At 69.3% G+C, this 18360-nt stretch carries 14 protein-coding genes; 9 read left to right on the top strand and 5 right to left on the bottom strand.

The annotated features are described in order from the left end of the window. Positions 1 to 458: 458 nt before the first annotated feature. Positions 459 to 3224, bottom strand: coding sequence for a DNA polymerase I (polA, locus tag EPA99_RS07560; RefSeq protein ID WP_129470602.1), 2766 nt, complete (start codon positions 3222 to 3224; stop codon positions 459 to 461). A gap of 97 nt (positions 3225 to 3321) precedes the next feature. On the opposite strand from polA, the gene EPA99_RS07555 reads away from it, so the two are divergent. Then, on the top strand, positions 3322 to 3624 hold the full coding sequence (locus tag EPA99_RS07555; RefSeq protein WP_129470601.1) for a DUF2782 domain-containing protein: 303 nt from the start codon (positions 3322 to 3324) through the stop codon (positions 3622 to 3624). Positions 3625 to 3724: 100 nt separating this feature from the next. Beyond that, complete coding sequence (locus EPA99_RS07550) at positions 3725 to 3979, top strand: hypothetical protein (RefSeq protein WP_129470600.1); 255 nt, start codon at positions 3725 to 3727, stop codon at positions 3977 to 3979. Positions 3980 to 3984: 5 nt separating this feature from the next. On the opposite strand, the gene lepB is transcribed toward EPA99_RS07550, so the two are convergent. From lepB to uvrD, 3 genes are all read right to left on the bottom strand, one after another. Then, complete coding sequence (gene lepB / locus EPA99_RS07545) at positions 3985 to 4617, bottom strand: signal peptidase I (protein ID WP_129470599.1); 633 nt, start codon at positions 4615 to 4617, stop codon at positions 3985 to 3987. A gap of 185 nt (positions 4618 to 4802) precedes the next feature. Further along, positions 4803 to 5249, bottom strand: coding sequence for a universal stress protein (locus tag EPA99_RS07540; protein WP_129470598.1), 447 nt, complete (start codon positions 5247 to 5249; stop codon positions 4803 to 4805). A gap of 227 nt (positions 5250 to 5476) precedes the next feature. Beyond that, a complete protein-coding gene (gene uvrD / locus EPA99_RS07535) occupies positions 5477 to 7657 on the bottom strand; it encodes a DNA helicase II (protein WP_129470597.1) in 2181 nt (726 codons plus the stop codon). 137 nt (positions 7658 to 7794) lie between these two features. Here uvrD and EPA99_RS07530 point away from each other — a divergent pair, with 137 nt between their 5' ends. The 4 genes from EPA99_RS07530 (at position 7795) to EPA99_RS07515 (ending at position 13139) form a co-directional block, all read left to right on the top strand. Continuing rightward, positions 7795 to 8487, top strand: coding sequence for a glutathione S-transferase N-terminal domain-containing protein (locus EPA99_RS07530; protein ID WP_129470596.1), 693 nt, complete (start codon positions 7795 to 7797; stop codon positions 8485 to 8487). An 8-nt stretch (positions 8488 to 8495) separates the two neighbouring features. Then, positions 8496 to 10715, top strand: coding sequence for a S9 family peptidase (locus tag EPA99_RS07525; RefSeq protein ID WP_129470595.1), 2220 nt, complete (start codon positions 8496 to 8498; stop codon positions 10713 to 10715). A 4-nt stretch (positions 10716 to 10719) separates the two neighbouring features. After that, a complete protein-coding gene (locus tag EPA99_RS07520; protein WP_129470594.1) occupies positions 10720 to 11148 on the top strand; it encodes a cytochrome c oxidase assembly factor Coa1 family protein in 429 nt (142 codons plus the stop codon). Between the two features lie 206 nt (positions 11149 to 11354). Continuing rightward, entirely contained in the window at positions 11355 to 13139 is a 1785-nt protein-coding gene (locus EPA99_RS07515; RefSeq protein ID WP_129470593.1) for a DUF885 domain-containing protein, read from the top strand. Positions 13140 to 13422: 283 nt separating this feature from the next. Here EPA99_RS07515 and EPA99_RS07510 read toward each other — a convergent pair whose 3' ends face one another. Continuing rightward, entirely contained in the window at positions 13423 to 13830 is a 408-nt protein-coding gene (locus EPA99_RS07510) for a hypothetical protein (RefSeq protein WP_129470592.1), read from the bottom strand. 140 nt (positions 13831 to 13970) lie between these two features. On the opposite strand from EPA99_RS07510, the gene EPA99_RS07505 reads away from it, so the two are divergent. The 3 genes from EPA99_RS07505 to EPA99_RS07495 all read left to right on the top strand — a co-directional run bounded on the left by EPA99_RS07505 (position 13971) and on the right by EPA99_RS07495 (position 17925). Then, positions 13971 to 14219, top strand: a complete 249-nt coding sequence (locus EPA99_RS07505; RefSeq protein WP_129470591.1) for a hypothetical protein — start codon at positions 13971 to 13973, stop codon at positions 14217 to 14219. 86 nt (positions 14220 to 14305) lie between these two features. After that, complete coding sequence (hemB, locus tag EPA99_RS07500; protein ID WP_129470590.1) at positions 14306 to 15295, top strand: porphobilinogen synthase; 990 nt, start codon at positions 14306 to 14308, stop codon at positions 15293 to 15295. 110 nt (positions 15296 to 15405) lie between these two features. Beyond that, complete coding sequence (locus EPA99_RS07495; protein WP_129470589.1) at positions 15406 to 17925, top strand: PepSY domain-containing protein; 2520 nt, start codon at positions 15406 to 15408, stop codon at positions 17923 to 17925. Positions 17926 to 18360 lie beyond the last annotated feature (435 nt).

The following is an 18360-nucleotide window of genomic DNA, read 5'->3' as shown; positions in this document are numbered from 1 at the left end:
GAACTGGGCGCCGATTGAGGGGGAGCAACCTTTCCGCCAGATCGAAGGCGCAGCGGCGGCGAGCGGCGACCCCGGCAAGAACCGACCGACCGCGCCTCACTGTGGGGGCGGACCGGGACCGCGCGAGGCGGAGGCCCGGTTGCGAACAATCCGATCCCGGAAAAGAAAAAGCCCCGCGGACCAGGGGGGGCCTGCGGGGCTAGGGAACGGTCCCTGGGGAGGGGGCCCGTTCCAGGGGATTCACTCCAGGGGATGGGAGTGTCTCCGCGACAGACGTTGCATCTGTCGAGGGCTATAAGAACACTTCGACCATGGATATTTCGTGAAGGGGCGGGTTAAGAATTCGGAGTATTAAGCACCGATTCATTATCTGAACCCGGCAGTTCTGTAATTGTTTCACTGCTCGCAAAATGCGCGCGCGCAGGGTCAACAAACCGCTGTGGTCCCCGTCCGCCCGTTCAGTGCGCCTCGTCCCAGTTGTCGCCCACCCCGCAGTCCACTTCCAGCGGCACGGCCAGCTGCGCCACGCCGGTCATGAGCGCATCGACCCGGGTCTTGAGGGTGTCGACGAAGTCGGCATCGACCTCGAACACCAGTTCGTCGTGCACCTGCAGGATCATCAGCGCGCGCTCGCGGTGGTCGGCCAGCCAGCCGTCCACCGCGACCATGGCGCGCTTGATGATGTCCGCCGCAGTGCCCTGCATGGGCGCATTGATCGCGGCGCGTTCGGCACCGGCGCGCTGGGCCTGGTTGCCGGCGTTGATGTAGTCCAGATACAGGCGGCGGCCGAACACGGTTTCCACGTAGCCCTTCTCCCGCGCCTGCTGGCGGGTGGCCTCCATGTAGTCGCGCACGCCGGAAAAGCGGCTGAAGTACAGGGCGATGTAGTCTTGCGCCTCGCCGCGGGCGATGCCGAGCTGGCGCGCCAGGCCAAAGGCGCTCATGCCGTACATCAGGCCGAAGTTGATGGCCTTGGCGGCGCGGCGTTCGTTGCCGGTGACCTCATCGATCGTGCGGCCGAACACTTCCGCGGCGGTGGCGCGGTGCACGTCGGCGCCGGACTCGAAGGCGCCGACCAGGCCGGCATCGCCGGACAGGTGGGCCATGATGCGCAGCTCGATCTGCGAGTAGTCGCAGGCCACCAGCTTGCGGCCTGGCGGGGCGACGAAGGCGCGGCGGATGCGGCGGCCATCCTCGGTACGGATCGGGATGTTCTGCAGGTTGGGGTCGCTGGAAGACAGGCGCCCGGTGGCCGCGCCGGCCTGGTGATAGCTGGTGTGCACGCGGCCAGTGTGCGGGTTGATCATCTCCGGCAGCTTGTCGGTGTAGGTGCTGCGCAGCTTGGTCAGCCCGCGATACTCCAGGATGATCCGCGGCAGTTCGTGCTGGTCGGCAATGGCCTCCAGCGCTTCTTCGTTGGTCGAGGGCTGGCCCTTGGGAGTCTTCACCAGCGCCGGCAGGCCGAGCTCGTCGAACAACAGCGCCTGCAGCTGCTTGGGCGAGTCCATGTTGAAGGTGCGCCCGGCCAGCTCGGTGGCCTTCTGCTGGGCCGCCAGCATGCGCCGGGACAGGTCGGCGCTCTGCCGGCGCAGTTCGTCCGGGTCCACGCGCACGCCATTGGCCTCGATGCGCGCCAGCACCGGCACCAGCGGCACCTCGATGTCGGCATAGACCGCCTGCAGCGCCGGCTCGGCCGCCAGCTTCGGCGCCAGCACGCGGTGCAGGCGCAGGGTGATGTCGGCGTCCTCGGCCGCGTAGCGGGTGGCATCGTCGATGGCCACCTGCGAGAACGGGATCTGCTTGGCGCCCTTGCCGCAGATGTCCTCATACTTGACCGTGTCGTAGCCCAGGTAGCGCTTGGCCAGGCTGTCCATGTCGTGACGGGCGATGCCGGAGTTGAGCACGAAGCTCTCCAGCAGGGTGTCCTGGGTGTAGCCGGCCACGTCCACGCCATGGCGGCGCATCACGTGCAGGTCGTACTTGCCGTGCTGGCCGATCTTGCCGATGGCCGCATCGCCCAGCAGCGGTCGCAGCGCATCCAGCGCGTCCTGGCGCGGCAGCTGCGCCGGCGCCCCGCCGTAGTCGTGTCCCAGCGGCAGGTAGGCGGCCTTGCCCGGCTCTGCGGCGAAGCTCACGCCGATCAGGTTGGCCTGCATCGGGTCCAGGCTGTCGGTCTCGGTGTCGAAGGCGAACTGCCCGGCGGCGCGCAGGATGTCGATCCAGTGCGTGAGCCGTTCGCTGTCCAGGATGGTCTCGTAGTCGCCCGCAGCCGCTAGCGCAGGGTCCAGGTCGGCCGCCGTGGCCGGCAGCGCGGCGGCAAATCCCGTCCCGCGCGCACGCCCCGGCTCCTTCTCGGCCACCGGCGCGGTCACCGCCGCGCCGCCGTCCAGCTCCTTGAGCGCCTGGGTGAAGCCGTAGCGCTGGTACAGCACGCGCAGGTCCTCCACATGCTGCTCGCGCAGCGCCAGGTCCTGCGCGGCGACCTCCAGGGCGACATCGGTCTTGATGGTCACCAGGGTGCGGTTGAGCGGCAGTCGCTCCAGCGCCGCGCGCAGGTTCTCGCCGATCTTGCCCTTGATGTTGCCGGCGTTGGCAATGACGTTGTCCAGCGTGCCGTACTCGCCCAGCCACTTGGCCGCAGTCTTGGGCCCGCACTTTTCCACGCCGGGCACGTTGTCCACCGCATCGCCCATCAGCGAGAGCAGGTCCACGATCTGGTCGGCATGCACGCCGAACTTGTCCATCACCGCCGCATCCGAATCCATGCGGCTGCCGCTCATGGTGTTGACCAGCTCCACGCCTGGGCGCACCAGCTGGGCGAAGTCCTTGTCGCCGGTGGAGATGGTCACCTGCAGGCCATCGTTGTGCCCCTGCAGGGCCAGCGTGCCGATGACATCGTCGGCTTCCACCCCCTCGATGCGCAGGATGTCGATGCCAAGCGCATGCACGATCTGGCACATCGGCTCGATCTGCGCGCGCAGGTCATCGGGCATGGCCGCGCGATTGGCCTTGTACTGCGGGTACAGATCGTCGCGAAAGGTCTTGCCCGGCGCGTCGACCACGAAGGCGACGTATTCGGGCCGCTCCTTCAAGGTGGCGCGCAGCATGTTGACCACGCCGAACAGCGCGCCGGTGGGCTCGCCCGCGGCGTTGCTCAGCGGCGGCAACGCGTGGAAGGCGCGGTAGAGGTAGCTGGAACCATCAATCAGAACGAGTCTAGGCATGGCGCCATTCTAGGCGTTGGCGCCGGCCGGAGTTGCATGCGCCGCTCACGTGCATCGGGCGCATAATGCGCACCCCAAGCCGACGCGGAGCCCTTCCATGAAAACGATGCTCGCCGTGGTGGCGGCCCTGGCCCTGGCAGGCTGCGCGTCAGCGCCGCGTCAGTTCGCCGACATGCCCGAGGACGTGGACCTGACCGGCGCCGAGCAGGCCGTGCGCGTGGAAGCCAACGGCGACGTGGTGGAGGAATACCGGGTGGCCGGGCAGTTGAGGATGGTGAAGGTCACCCCGTCCAGCGGGCCGGCGTATTACCTGATCGACGACAACGGGCATTCGCGCCTGCGCGGCAACCGCGCCAATGGCGAGCCGGCGCCGGTGCAGTGGCAGCTGTACAGCTGGTAACCTGACTTGGCTGGCGGGTTCAGCTTTCAGGCCTGCTGCCGAAAGAAAGCGCTGAACACGTCCGCGGCATGGATGCCGGCCCCGTCCCCTCCTTGCCGCCATGTCCCAGGTCGAACGCCGCCAATCCTCCTCGCCGCAGCCGCCCAGCAGGGATCAGCTGCGCAGCGGGCTGTCAGCCGCACAGCTGCGGGCGCTGCAGACGCTAGAGCTATTCAAATGGGAACTGAAGTTCGTGCGCCGGCCGATGTTCCTGGAGCCGGTGCCGGTGGTGGTGGACCGTGAGGGACTCAGGCACGTGGTGATCCGCGCCGACGGCAGCATCGACGAGACGCCCCGGCTGAAACTGCGGCGCTGACCCGGCTAGAGCCGGCGCCAGCCGAAGCCTTCGCCGCGCCGGTAGTAGACCGCGACGGCCCGGCCGTACACGCTGGAGGCCTGGATGAGGCCGAAGTAGCGGCCATCGGCACTGTTGCCGCGGTGATCGCCCAGCATCAGCAGCTGGCCCGGCGGCACGGTCAGGGCGTCGATGTCCGGACCGCCGCCGCGGTCCAGGTCCAGCGGCGCCTGGCGCACGCCGAAGGCTTCATGCGTGGCGTCCACGGCCAGGGGCTGCCCGTTGATCGAAAGATGCCCGTCCTGCAGCCGCACGCGGTCGCCAGCCACGGCGGCCACGCGCTTGATCAGTCGCTCGCCATCGACCGGCGAATCGAACACCACCACCTCGCCCCGCTGCGGCTGGCCGGTGGCGATCAGCTCGGTGCCCAGCAGCGGCAGCCGCACACCGTAGGCGCGCATGTCCACCACCACCCGGTCGCCGATCTCCAGGGTGTGCTGCATCGACCCGGACGGCACCACGTAGTGATTGGCCAGCGTGCTGCGCGCGGCCAGGATCAGGCCCAGGAACAAGAGCAGCTGCGGCAACTCGTGCCGCAGCCAGCGACGCAGGCGTCCGGACACCGGTGTGGAGGAGTCTGCGGTCGCGGCCGTTGGCATGGGGTCACCGTTGTCCAGGACGATGCGCCGACTCTCCCACCAGCCGGAGCTGCCCCGCTTGTGCCACTGGTCATGGAGCGAGGAACGAGTGGAGAGGAACGGTAGCGAGGAACGAGTGGAAACAGAAGCAGAAGCTACGGGCGCACCTCTCGTTCCTCGTTCCTCCTCACTCGTTCCTGCTTCACTCACCGCACGACCAGCACCGGCAGCGTCGTATGCGCCAGGACCTCGGCGGTCTGGCTGCCCAGCAGGGCCCGGCGCATGCCGCGGCGGCCGTGGGAGGTCATGACGATCAGGTCGCACTGCTGGGCCTGGGCGATATCGACGATGCCCTCGGCGGGGTGGCGGTCGGCGAGGTGATGGCCCTGGGCCTGCACCCCCGCCTGCACCGCGCGGTCCAGCGCGGGCTTGAGGATGCGCTCGGCCTCGCCGTCGCGCAGCTTGCGGTACTCGGGCCCGTCCTGGATGCCGATGCTCCAGCCGGTGGCGTCGTACATGTTCATCGCCCAGGGCTCGGTCACGGTGACGATGACCACCTCGCCCTGCATGGCGGCGGCCAGGGACAGGCCGTGCTCCAGGCCGCGGTTGGCCAGCTCGGATCCATCGACGGCGATCAGGATGCGCTTGAACATGTTCTTCTCCTTCATGAAGTGGATCGACACGCCACATCAGGCACGCTGGACCAGCATGCCGGCATTGACCGTGATCAATCGCGCCGCGCTGCAGCGAAGGGAGGAAGGGGAACGCGCGAAAATGCCCTGGAAACAGCGACCTGCGGCCACGCTTGCGTGGCCGTTACGATCTGGTCAGATGGCGGTGGGCCAAGGCATCGCGTCGATGCAGGGCCGGCCCACGACGCTCACTGCGGCGACAGGTTGGCGTAAGCCAGCACCAGCCACTTGGCCCCGGCTTCGTCGAACTGCACCTGCACGCGCGCATGCGCGCCGCTGCCTTCGTAGTCGATGACCACGCCGCCGCCGAACTTGGGATGGCTGACATTGGTGCCCAGCTTCAGCGCCGGCACCTCGACGGCCGCCTGGCCGTAGCTGCGCGTGGCGCCCAGCTGCGCCGGGCGCGAGACCTGCACCTTGGGCCGCACCTCGTTGAGCAGGTCCTTGGGAATCTCGCGCAGGAACCGCGAAGGCACGTTGTAGTTGTCGCTGCCATGGATGCGCCGCGACTCGGCATAGCACAGCACCAGCTTCTGCCGCGCGCGAGTGATGCCCACGTAGGCCAGGCGACGCTCTTCCTCCAGCTTGCCCGGTTCGTCCACCGAGCGCGCGCTGGGGAACAGCCCATCCTCCAGCCCCACCAGGAACACCAGCGGGAACTCCAGGCCCTTGGCCGAGTGCAGGGTCATCAGCTGCACGCCTTCCTCGCCGGCCTGCGCCTGGCCTTCGCCGGCTTCCAGCGAGGCATAGGACAGGAAGGCCACCAGCTCGCTCATGCCGGCGGCGGCTTCTTCATCGTCCGAGCGCACGAACCGCGAGGCCACCGAGACCAGTTCGTCCAGGTTGTCGGTGCGCGAGTCCAGCTGGCCCTTGCTTTCCTTTTCGTAGAACTCGCGCAGGCCCGAGTGCACCAGCACGTGGTCGATCTTGTCCTTCAGTTCCAGCTCGCCGACCGCGGCATTGAGCTGTCCCACCAGCGTGATGAAGCTGGCCAGTGCATTGCGCGCGCGTGCGGCCAGGGCGCTGCTCTGGGTGCAGAGCATGGCCGCTTCCCACAGCGAGAGCTGCTGGGCGCGCGCGGTGCGCCGCACCTCGTCCAGGGTGCGGTCGCCGATGCCGCGCGCCGGGGTGTTGACCGCGCGCTCGAAGGCGGCATCGTCGGCGCGGTTGGTCAGCAACCGCAGGTAAGCCAGGGTGTCCTTGATTTCGGCGCGCTCGAAGAAGCGCATGCCGCCATAGACCCGGTACGGCACCTGCTCGGCCAGCAACGCTTCTTCCATCGCACGCGACTGCGCGTTGCTGCGGTAGAGCACGGCCACATCGCTGTAGCTGCCGCCATCGCGCACCCACTGGCGCGCGCGTTCGACCATGTAGCGGGCTTCATCCATCTCGTTGTAGGCCGCATACAGGTCGATGGCCTCGCCATCGCCCGAATCGGTCCAAAGCTGCTTGCCGATGCGGTCCGGGTTGTGGGCGATGACCGCATTGGCCGCGCCGAGGATGTTGGCGGTGGAACGGTAGTTCTGCTCCAGGCGGATGGTCTGCGCGCCAGGGAAATCCTTGAGGAAGCGCTGCACGTTCTCGACCTTGGCCCCGCGCCAGCCGTAGATGGCCTGGTCGTCGTCGCCGACCACGAACACCTGGCCGGTGTCCCCGGCCAGCACCCGCACGAAGGCGTACTGGATGGCGTTGGTGTCCTGGAACTCATCCACCAGGATCTGGCCGAAGCGCGCGCGGTAGTGCGACAGCAGCGCCGGCGTATCGCGCAGCAGCTCGTGCGCGCGCAGCAGCAGTTCGGCGAAATCCACCAGGCCGGCCCGGTCGCAACGCTCCTGGTAGGCGGCGTAGCAGCGACGGCGCACCTCCAGCCAGTCGTCGTTGGGCTCGGGCTGGATGTGCTGCGGGCGGCGGCCCTCGTCCTTCTGCTCGTTGATCCACCAGGCGATCTGCTTGGGCGGGAACTTGCCCTCGTCCAGCTCCAGCCCCTGCACCACGCGCTTGACCAGGCGCAGCTGGTCGTCCGAATCCAGCACCTGGAACCCGTCCGGCAGCCGGGCCTCGGTGAAGTGCAGGCGCAGCAGGCGGTGGGCGATGCCGTGGAAGGTGCCGATCCACATGCCGCGGCTGCCGTTGCGCAGCTGCAGGTCGATGCGGTGGCGCATCTCGCCGGCGGCCTTGTTGGTGAAGGTCACCGACAGGATGCCGTGGGTCGGCACGCCCAGCACCTCGTTGAGCCAGGCGATGCGGTGGGTCAGCACGCGGGTCTTGCCGGAGCCGGCGCCGGCCAGCACCAGATAGTGGCCCGGCGGGGCAGACACGGCCTCGCGCTGGGCCGGGTTGAGGTCGTCGAGCAGGTGCGATACATCCATCCGGCCATTCTACCGGCTGCGGTCGCAGCGGCTGAGGCGGCCGGCCGCGCCGGGGCGTGAAACGCACCGTCCGCCGCACTGTCCCGATGCGGCCAGGCGCGCGGCGTACCATGGCGCGCCCAGCCAAGGAGCCCGCCATGATCGACCTGTACTACTGGCCCACCCCCAACGGCCACAAGATCACCCTGTTCCTCGAGGAAGCCGGCCTGCCCTACACCCTCGTGCCGGTGGATATCGGCAAGGGCGACCAGTTCAAGCCGGAGTTCCTGGAGATCTCGCCCAACAACAAGATGCCGGCCATCGTCGACCACGACCCGGCCGACATGGGCGAGTCGCTGAGCGTGTTCGAGTCCGGCACCATCTTGATGTACCTGGCGCGCAAGACCGGCCGCTTCCTGGCCGCCGACGGGCGCGAGCGCGTGGAAGCGCTGGAGTGGCTGTTCTGGCAGGTCGGCGGTTTCGGCCCGATGCTCGGCCAGAACCACCACTTCAACAGTTACGCACCCGAGCCGGTGCCCTACGCGATCAAGCGCTACACCGAGGAGACCCGGCGCCTGTACGGCGTGCTGGACAAGCGCCTGGCCGGGCGTGAGTTCGTCGCCGGCGACTACAGCATTGCCGACATGGCGATCTACCCGTGGGTGGTGCCGCACGAGAAGCAGAAGATGGACCTGGCCGATTTCCCCAACGTCCGCCGCTGGTACGAGGCCATCGCCGCGCGCCCGGCCACGGTCAAGGCCTACGCGCTGGGGCCGCAGGTCAATCCCGCCCTGGGCCAGCCGCTCACCGACGAGGCCCGCAGGCACATGTTCGGCCAGGGCAGCAAATAAGCTGGCGCATGTCGTCCCCCTTCGATGCCGCCAAGGCGCGGCCGCTGACGCTGGAGGCCATCACCGGCCCCACGCCACTGGCCGGGCCCACCCTGCTCAAGCCGGCGATCTCGCCCGACGGGCGCCAGGTGTGCTTCCTGCGCGGGCGCGATGGCGACCGCCTGCGGCTGGACCTGTGGGCCTTCGAAGTCGACACCGGCATCACGCGCCGCCTGGTCGATGCCGACGCGGTCCTGCCCGGTGAGGAGCACCTGAGCCCGGCCGAGCAGGCCCGGCGCGAGCGCCAGCGCATCGCGGCCTACTCGGGCATCGTCGATTACCAGTACGCGCCCGATGGCAGGACCCTGCTGTTCCCGCTCGGCGGTGCGCTGTACCTGCACGACCTGTCCAGCGGGCAGACGCGCCAGCTCACCCGGGTCGAGGATGGCTTTGCCACCGACCCGCGGGTCTCGCCGCAGGGCGGCTTCGTCAGCTTCATCCGTGGGCGCGACCTGTGGATCGTGGCGCTGGCCGACGGCGGCCAGCATCGGCTGACCTGCGATGGCAGCGCGGTGATCGGCAACGGCGTGGCCGAGTTCGTCGCCGACGAGGAAATGGGCCGGCATACCGGCTACTGGTGGGCACCGGACGAGGGCGCGATCGCCTTCACCCGCATCGACGAATCGCCGGTGCCGCTCAAGCGCCGCCTGGAACTGCACGCCGACCGCGCCGAGGTGACCGAGCAGCGCTATCCGGCCGCGGGCCAGGCCAATGTGCGCGTGCAGCTGGGCGTGATCGCGCCGCAGGCCGGAGCGCGGCCCCGCTGGATCGACCTGGGCAGCGACCCGGAGCTGTACCTGGCCCGCGTGCAGTGGCGCGATGCGCAGCGACTGAGCTTCCAGCGGCAATCCCGCGACCAGCAGCGGCTGGAGCTGGTCGAGCACGACCTGGCCAGCGGCCGCCAGCGCGTGCTGCTGAGCGAAACCGCCCCGACCTGGGTGCCGCTGCACGATGCGCTGCGGTTCCTGGGCGATGGCCGCCTGGTGTGGATGTCCGAACGCAGCGGCCATGCCCACCTCTATCTGGCCAGCGAAGACGGCAGCGCGCTGCGGGCGCTGACCCAGGGGCCGTGGCCGGTGGATGCGTTGCTGGCGGTGGACGAAGCCGCCGGCATGCTGTTCTTCAGCGCGGGCCTGCACGAGGGCGTGGCCGATGCCACCCAGGCGCAGGTGTTCTCCGTGCCGCTGGCCGGCGGCGCGCCGGTGCAGCTCACGCGCGAGCGCGGCGTCCACACCGCCACGTTCTCGCGCAACGGCACGGTGTACGTGGATCACTGGTCCAGCAGCACGGTGCCGCCGCAGGTCTGCCTGCACCGCGCAGATGGCACCCCCATCGCCGCGCTGCTGGAGAACGACCTGCAGGCGCCGGCGCACCCGTACGCGGCCTACCGCGATGCCCACCTGCCGATCCGGTTCGGCACCCTGTTCGCCGCCGACGGCAGCACGCCGCTGCACTACAGCTTGCTGCTGCCACGTGGATTCGATCCGAAGCAACGCTATCCGGTCGTGGTCCACGTCTACGGCGGCCCGGCCGCGCAGACCGTCACCGACAGCTGGCCGGTGCGCGGCGACGCGCTGTTCAACCAGTACCTGACCCAGCAGGGCTATGTGGTGTTCTCGCTGGACAACCGGGGCACGCCGCGGCGCGGCCAGGCCTTCTCCGGCGCGCTGTACGGACGGCAGGGCACGGTGGAGGTCGAAGACCAGTTGGCCGGCATCGCCTGGCTGCATGCGCAGCCCTGGGTGGATGCGGCGCGCATCGGCGTGCATGGCTGGTCCAACGGCGGCTACATGAGCCTGATGCTGCTGGCACGCGCGCCACAGGCCTACGCCTGCGGCGTGGCCGGCGCGCCGGTCACCGACTGGGCGCTGTACGACACGCATTACACCGAACGCTACATGGGGCACCCGGCGCGCAATGCCGATGGCTACGCGCAGGCCAGCGTGTTCACGCATCTGCACGGCCTGCGCGAGGATGCGCTGCTGCTGTTGCACGGCATGGCCGATGACAACGTGCTCTTCACCAATGCCACCCAGTTGATGAGCGCGCTGCACCGGCGCGGGACCGGCTTCGAGCTGATGACCTTCCCCGGTGCGCGCCACGGCCTGCAGGGCCAGGACCTGCTGGTGCGCTATCGCATGATGGAGCGCTTCTTCCGGCGCAAGCTTGGCGCGCCTGCCACGGACTGACCCCATGGGTAGCTCCTTCGACCCCGCGCATCGCAACTGGTGGCAGCGCAACTGGAAATGGTGCGTGCCGGTGCTGTGCGGCAGTGTGCTGGCCTTGCTGATCGCGGCCGTGTTCGCGCTGGCCCTGGGGCTGATGCAGTTCCTGCGCAGCGCCACGCCGTACCAGGAGCCGGTGGCCATGGCCAAGGCCGATGCACAGGTGATCCAGGCCCTGGGCGCGCCGGTGGAGGCCGGCTGGTTCAGCAACGGCAAGATCGAGACGGTCGACGACAGCGGCCATGCCGACCTGCGCATTCCGCTGCACGGCTCGAAGGGCAGGGCGCAGCTGTACGTGGTGGCCGACAAGCGCCAGGGGCGTTGGCGTTACCAGACGCTGGAGGTGCAGGTGGAAGGCAGCGACAGCGTCATCGCCCTGGACAAGCCCGCACCTTGAGACCGCGCTCGCTTCTTCGTCGCGCGCTCGGGTCGATCGGCATCTCGGTCAACGGCTGCGATCGCCGCCGATGGCGTGCCGATGGGCCGGCCTCGCCAGCGCATCACCGCGCCGATGCCCCCCGAAAGCACGCATGACCTACGACCGATTGCCGCAGACGGTGTCCACCGCGTAGGGTCTGCGGCACTTTCCTCAAGGATGCCCGCATGAAGCCCCTGGTCCTCGCCATCGCGCTTGCCCTCACCGCCCCCCTGCCCTTCGCCGCCCAGGCCGCCACGCCCGCCAAGGCCTCGGCCACCAAGTCGCCGGCCTGGGTCGCGACCAGCAACCGCTATGCGCAGCTGCTGCTGCAGGCGCAGGCGCCCTTCCAGCCCGAGTCGGTGGGGTTCTGGGGCGTGCCCGGCTATGACGACCAGGTCGCCGACCTGGGCCCGCAGAACGAGGCGCGGTATCGCGCCGCGCTCCAGCAGGCGCAGGCCAAGCTGAAGGACGCGCTGGCGCGCGAGCAGGACGCCAATGTCAGGCAGGACCTGCAGATCATGATCGGCTCGGTGGACGACAGCCTGCAGGGCAGCACGCTCAACGAGAACCTGCTGCTGCCGTGGACCGATGCGCCGCAGCTGGTGTTCAGCGGCCTCAACGCGCTGCTGTCCGACCAGACCCCGCCCGCGCGCCGGGCCAAGGCGCTGGAGCGCCTCAAGCGCTATGCCGGCGAGACCAAGGGCAGCACCTCGATCTTCACCCTGGCCCGCCAGCGCTACGAGGAGCGCCTGTCCAACCCGGCGCTGCTGCAGCCGACCAAGCTGGAGGTCGAGCGCGCCCTGGCCAATGTGCAGACCTACGCCGATGGCCTGGGCGAGCTGTTCACCCAGTACAAGATCGCCGGCGGTGAGAAGACCCTGGCTAACGTCGCGGCGCAGATGAAGGACTACGCCGAGTGGACGCGCACCACGGTGCTGCCCAAGGCGCGCACCGATACGCGGCTGCCGCCGGAGCTGTACGCGTTCCAGCTCAAGCAATACGGCATCGACCTGGATCCGCAGCTGCTGATGCAGCGCGCGCAGCTGGAGTTCATGGAAACCCGCGCAGCCATGCAGCAGCTGGCGCCGCAGGTGGCCAAGGCCAAGGGCATCGATGCCAGCGACTACGGCGCGGTGATCAAGGCGCTCAAGCGCGACACCATCGCCAACGACAAGATCGAGCCGTACTACCGCGATGTGATCGCGCAGATCGACGGGGTGATCCGCAAGCAGGGGATCGTGGATGTGCCGCAACGACCGCTGCAGATGCGCCTGGGCTCGGCCGCCGAGAGCGCCGCGCAGCCGGCGCCGCACTACCTGCCGCCGCCGCTGGTGGGCAACACCGGCCAGCAGGGCCAGTTCGTGCTGCCGGTGGGCAACCCGGACAGCGAGGGCAAGGGCCAGCAGTACGACGACTTCAACTTCGGCTCGGCGGCCTGGACGCTGAGCGCGCACGAGGGCCGGCCCGGCCACGACCTGCAATTCGCCGCCATGGTCGAGCGCGGGATATCCCTGGCCCGCACCATGTTCGCGTTCAATTCGGTGAACGTGGAGGGCTGGGCGCTCTATGCCGAGGCCGAGATGGTGCCGTACGAGCCGCTGGACGGGCAGCTGATCGCCCTGCAGTTCCGCCTGCTGCGCGCAGCCCGGGCGATGCTGGACCCCATGCTCAACCTGGGGCTGATCGACCGCGAGCGCGCCGGCGTGGTGCTGGAGCAGGACGTGGGCCTGTCGCCGGCCATGGCCCGCCAGGAACTGGACCGCTACACCTTCAAGGCGCCCGGCCAGGCCGGCAGCTACTTCTACGGCTACACCCGCATCATGGAACTGCGCATGCAGACCGAGCTGGCCATGGGCGACAAGTTCGACCGGCTGGCCTTCAACAACTTCCTGCTGGACCAGGGCCTGCTGCCGCCGGCGCAGCTGGCCGAGGCGGTGAGGGGGCGCTTCGTCGGCGCCAGTACGGACTGAGAAGCGAGGAACGAGTGAGGAGGAACGAGAAACGAGAGGAGGCGATCAGCACGCGATCTTGAGCTTCACTCGTTCCTCTCCACTCGTTCCTGCTTTCACAACACCTGGGCCGCCGCTGCGCCCATCGCTGTCGCCGCTCCAACTGAGTCGATACAGCGAGGCCGCATCGCTTAGGAGCTATCAGGAAGCGAGAAACGAGAGAAGGCAATCAGCGCGCCGAAGCCTTCCTCACTCGTTCCTCGTTCCTCTCCACTCGTTCCTGCCTAAAAGCCTGCCGCCCGCCTCAGGGCACAAAAATCGCCACGCCCGCGGCCTGCTTCTGCGTGGTCGGAATGCCCACGCCCAGGCCGCCGCCGCCGCTGCGGCCGTAGCTGCCGCCGCCCACCGACAGGCCGACCGGCGAGCTGCCCGAGCCGACGCCGATCAACACCACGCCGTTGGCGCCGAGCTTGGCGGCCTCGGCCTTGAGCCGGTTCACCGCCGCATCGGTCTGGCCCTGGGTGCCGAAGCCGACCGCGCTCTTGGCTTCGAGCTGGGCGATCTGCACCGACCCGGGCGGCACCTCCGTATAGATCCGCACGCTGGCCGGATCCACCGGCGCACGCGCCTGGCCCAGCATGACCTTGGATGTCCCCGCGCAGGCCGCCAGCGACAGCAGCAGTGCGGCGGTCAGCATCGAACGCATGTTCATATCACCCCCTCCTCGGTGCCCTGCACCATGTTGAACGGATCGTCCCGTGGCTGGACGGCATCATCGGCACCGGCCACTGAATCGGTACCGACCTGGGAGGTGGTAGTGTCGGCGGCCTACCTTCGCCGGAGCGTGACGACATGGGACTGATCAGCGTGCTCTGGGGCATCGTCGCCCTGCTGTGGACCCTGCTGGCCTTCATCCCCCTGCTGGGCTGGGGCAATTGGTTCATGATTCCTTTCGCCGTGGTCGGCGCCATCGTCGCCGCCATCGGCGCGGCCTTCTCCAGCCCCGGCCGGCGTGGCCGGGCCAAGACCGGGCTGGTGCTCAATGTGCTGGCGATCGCCATCGGCGTGTTCCGCCTGGTGATCGGTGGCGGGGTGATCTGAAGCAGCTCCCACACTGCACCTGCTCCCACCCAGGGTGCCCCCTGGCCGCAGGCGTATCATGGCCTGCTCACGTCGGAGCCTTCGCCATGTCCTTCCCCGCCCATCGTCCGCGCCGCATGCGCCGCGACGACTTCTCGCGCCGGCTGATGCGCGAGAACACCCTGACCACCAACGACCTGATCCTGCCGGTGTTCGTGCATGAAGGGCAGGGGCGCATCCCGGTGCCGTCGATGCCGGGCGTGGAGCGCCTGTCGGTGGACGAGCTGTTGCGCGTGGGCGAACAGGCCCTGGAGCTGGGCGTGCCGGTGCTGGACCTGTTCGGCGTGCCCGACCCGGCCGCCAAGACCGACGATGGCCGCGTGGCCTGGGACGAGGACGGCATCATCCAGCGGGCGATCCGCGCGTTGAAGACGCGCTTCCCCGAGCTTGGGGTGATGACCGACCAGGCGCTGGACCCCTACACCACCCACGGCCAGGACGGGCTGATCGACGAGTCTGGCTACATCGTCAACGACGAAACCACCCAGGCGCTGATCAAGCAGTCGCTGTCGCATGCCGCCGCCGGCGTGGACATCCTCTCGCCCAGCGACATGATGGACGGGCGCATCGGCGCGATCCGCAATGCGCTGGAAGGCGCCGGCTTCATCCACACCCGGATCATGGCGTATTCGGCCAAGTACGCTTCGGCCTTCTACGGCCCGTTCCGCAACGCCGTGGGCAGCGCCGGCAACCTCGGCAAGGGCAACAAGTTCACCTACCAGATGGACCCGGCCAACCTGGACGAGGCCCTGCACGAGATCGCGCTGGACCTGGAGGAAGGCGCGGACATGGTGATGGTCAAGCCGGGCATGCCGTACCTGGACGTGGTGCGCAAGGTGAAGGACACCTTCCATCGCCCGACCTTTGTGTACCAGGTCAGCGGCGAGTACGCGATGCTCAAGGCTGCCGTGGCCAATGGCTGGCTGGACGAGCGCGCGGTGGTGATGGAGTCGCTGCTGGGCTTCAAGCGCGCCGGCGCCGATGGGGTGCTGACCTATTTCGCGCTGGATGCGGCGCGCTGGCTGCGCGAGGGCTGATCGCCCGGGCGGGCGTTGCGGCGGTTTCCGGCCCGCGCATTCGCAACGGAGAATAAGTCTCATCTACAATCGGCAGGCACCCGCCGCCACGGCGGCGCCGGACCCGACCGATGTTCAAATCCCTGCTGTTCCAGCTGCACTGGCTGCTGGGCATCACCGCTGGCACCGTGCTGGCCCTGATGGGCCTGACCGGGGCGGCGCTGTCCTTCGAGGACGAGCTGGTGCACGCTGCCAATCCGGCCTACGCCAGCATGGCCCAGCGCCAGGCCGCCGGCGAGCAGACCCTGCCCGTGGACATCCTGGTGGCGCGGCTGCGCCAGGACGGGGATGTGGCCGTGGCGCGCATGCAGATCGTCCCCGATGGCGAGCGGCCCTCGCTCATCCGCTTCGAGGGCGCGGACAAGGACACCCGCTATTTCGACCCCTACAGCGGCCAGCGCATGGCCGAGCCCCGCGGCATGGGCTTTTTCCACGTCGTGGAGGACCTGCATCGCCGCCTGGCCGCCGGCGAGCGCGGCAAGGCCGTCACCGGCGCCTGCGTGATCGCGCTGCTGTTCTTCTGCCTGTCCGGCCTGTACCTGCGCTGGCCGCGGCAGTGGCGCCACTGGCGCGCCTGGCTGGCGGTGGAATGGAAGCGCAGCGGCCGCAGCTTCCTGTGGAGCCTGCATTCGGTGATCGGCACCTGGTGCCTGGTGCTCTACCTGGTCACCGCCCTGACCGGCCTGTGGTGGTCCTACGACTGGTACCGCCAGGGCCTGACCCAGCTGCTGGGCGGGGACGCGCGCCAGGAATCGCGCGGCGGTCGCGGCGCGAAGGTCCCGGGGTTCGACGCCCTCGACCTGGCGCCGCTGCAGGCCACGATAGCCGGTGTCCCGGACCTGCGCGGGAAGGCCCTGGACCTGCGCTTCGGCAAGCCCGGCCAGCCGGTCACGGTGCGCTATCTGGGCGCCGATGCGGCGCATGTGCGCGCCTTCGACACGCTCAAGCTCGACCCGCGCAGCGGCGCGCTGCTCGAACGCACGCAGTTTTCCGCCCTGCCGGCGGGCAAGCACCTGCTGGGCAGCATCTACGCGCTGCACACCGGCAGCTACTTCGGCCTGCCGGGCCGGGTGGTGATGATGGTCTCCAGCCTGTGCATGTGCCTGTTCTTCGTCACCGGCTGGATGCTGTACCTGGACCGCCGCCGCAAGAAGCGCCAGGTGCGCGCCAGTCGCGGTGCGCTGGTGCCGCAGGCCGCGGCCGCCGGCGAGCCCTGGCTGGTGGGCTTTGCCAGCCAGAGCGGCTTTGCCGAACAGCTGGCCTGGCGCGCGGCCGGGCAGCTGCAGGCCGCGGGCCTGCCGGTGCAGGTGCGCCCGTTGGCCCAGCTGGATGCCAGCACCCTGCGCAACACGCGCAAGGCCCTGTTCGTGGTCAGCACCTTCGGCGATGGCGAACCGCCGGACTCGGCGCGCGCGTTCGAGCGCCGCGTGCTCTCCAGCGCGCAGGCGCTGCCCGACCTGGGCTATGCGCTGCTGGCGCTGGGCGACCGCCAGTACGCGCGTTTCTGTGGCTTCTCGCGCCGGATCGAGCACTGGCTGGCCAAGCAGGGCGCGCGCACGCTGTTCCCCAGCGTGGAAGTGGATGGTCAGGACACCGATGCCCTGCAGCGCTGGCAGCAGCAGTTGGCCGCCTTGACCGGCATCGCCCCGGTGGAGGGCAGCCCCGTCCACGCCGCGCCGCTGCAGCCGTGGACGCTGCTGGAGCGCGAACTGCTCAATCCTGGCAGCGCCGGTGCGCCGGTGTGGCGCATCGCCCTGCTGCCGCCGCCGGACGCGCATTGGGAAGCCGGCGACATCCTGGAAATGGCGCCCTGCAACGCCAGCACCGATGTGCTGGCGGCGCTGGCCCGCGACGGGCTGGACCCGCAGGACAGCGTGCAGGTCGAGGGCGTGGCGATGCCGCTGCAGCTGGCCGCCGCCTCGCGCCAGCTGCCAGACGGCCCCGGCCGGCCGGCGTCGGCCCAGGCCTGGCTGGAGGCGCTGCCACCGCTGTCGCACCGTGAGTACTCCATCGCCTCGCTGCCGCAGGACGGCGTGCTGGAGCTGATCGTGCGGCAGACCCTGCGTCACGACGGACGCGCCGGACTGGGCTCGGGCTGGCTGATCCTGCATGCGCAGGCTGGCGCGCCGGTAATGGCGCGGGTGCGGGCGAACCCCGGCTTCCGCCGTGCGGACGCGGACGCGCCGATGATCCTGATCGGCAACGGCACCGGCATCGCCGGCCTGCGCAGCCTGATCAAGGACGCCGCGCGATGCGGCCAGGCCGGGCACTGGCTGCTGTTCGGCGAACGCAGCGCCGCGCATGACCATTTCTGCGCGCGGGAGCTGCAGGCCTGGCAGGCCGACGGGCACCTGCAGCGCGTGGACCTGGCGTTCTCGCGCGACCAGGATCGCAAGGTCTACGTGCAGCATCTGTTGGCCGAGGCCGCCGACGAGCTACACGCCTGGGTCGCCCGCGGCGCGGTGATCCACGTCTGCGGCTCGCTGGCCGGCATGGCGCGCGGCGTGGACCAGACCCTGCGCCAGGTGCTGGGCGAGGACGCGGTGGATGCGCTGGTGGCCCAGGGGCGCTATCGGCGCGACGTGTACTGACGGCGCGCGCGGTGCCGAGCGTGCCGCGGCAAGGTCGCAGGTCTTGGGGAATCACGCGTCCCCTCCCCTGGCCGTGATCGGGCCGCGTGCAGATTGCCCGCACTGAGCGCGCGGGCCTGCATGGTGTCGGCGCTGTTTGTCCTGGCGGCTGGCGCTCTTGTGGGAGCCGATTCATCGGCGAAGAAGCTTTTCCGGGAGAGCCCCTTCGCGGCTGATGGCCCTAGGCCACCTTGAGCCGCTCCCACGCTAAGCGCGGAGGCTGAAATCGCGTTGGCGCTGATTGTCCTGAAGGCTGGCGCTCTTGTGGGAGCCGATTCATCGGCGAAGAAGCTTTCCCGGTATGGCCGTTTCGCAACTGATGGCCCGAGGCCAGCCGCCTCCACAGGATGCTTTCGGAGTGTGGAGTGGTCCGCGTGGCCTTGACGCGCCGTCTCG

The organism is Pseudoxanthomonas composti (assembly GCF_004122095.1).
Classification (GTDB): domain Bacteria; phylum Pseudomonadota; class Gammaproteobacteria; order Xanthomonadales; family Xanthomonadaceae; genus Pseudoxanthomonas_A; species Pseudoxanthomonas_A composti.
The sequence above is the reverse complement of the archived record's forward strand: the minus strand, read 5'-3'. Positions and strand labels throughout refer to the sequence as shown.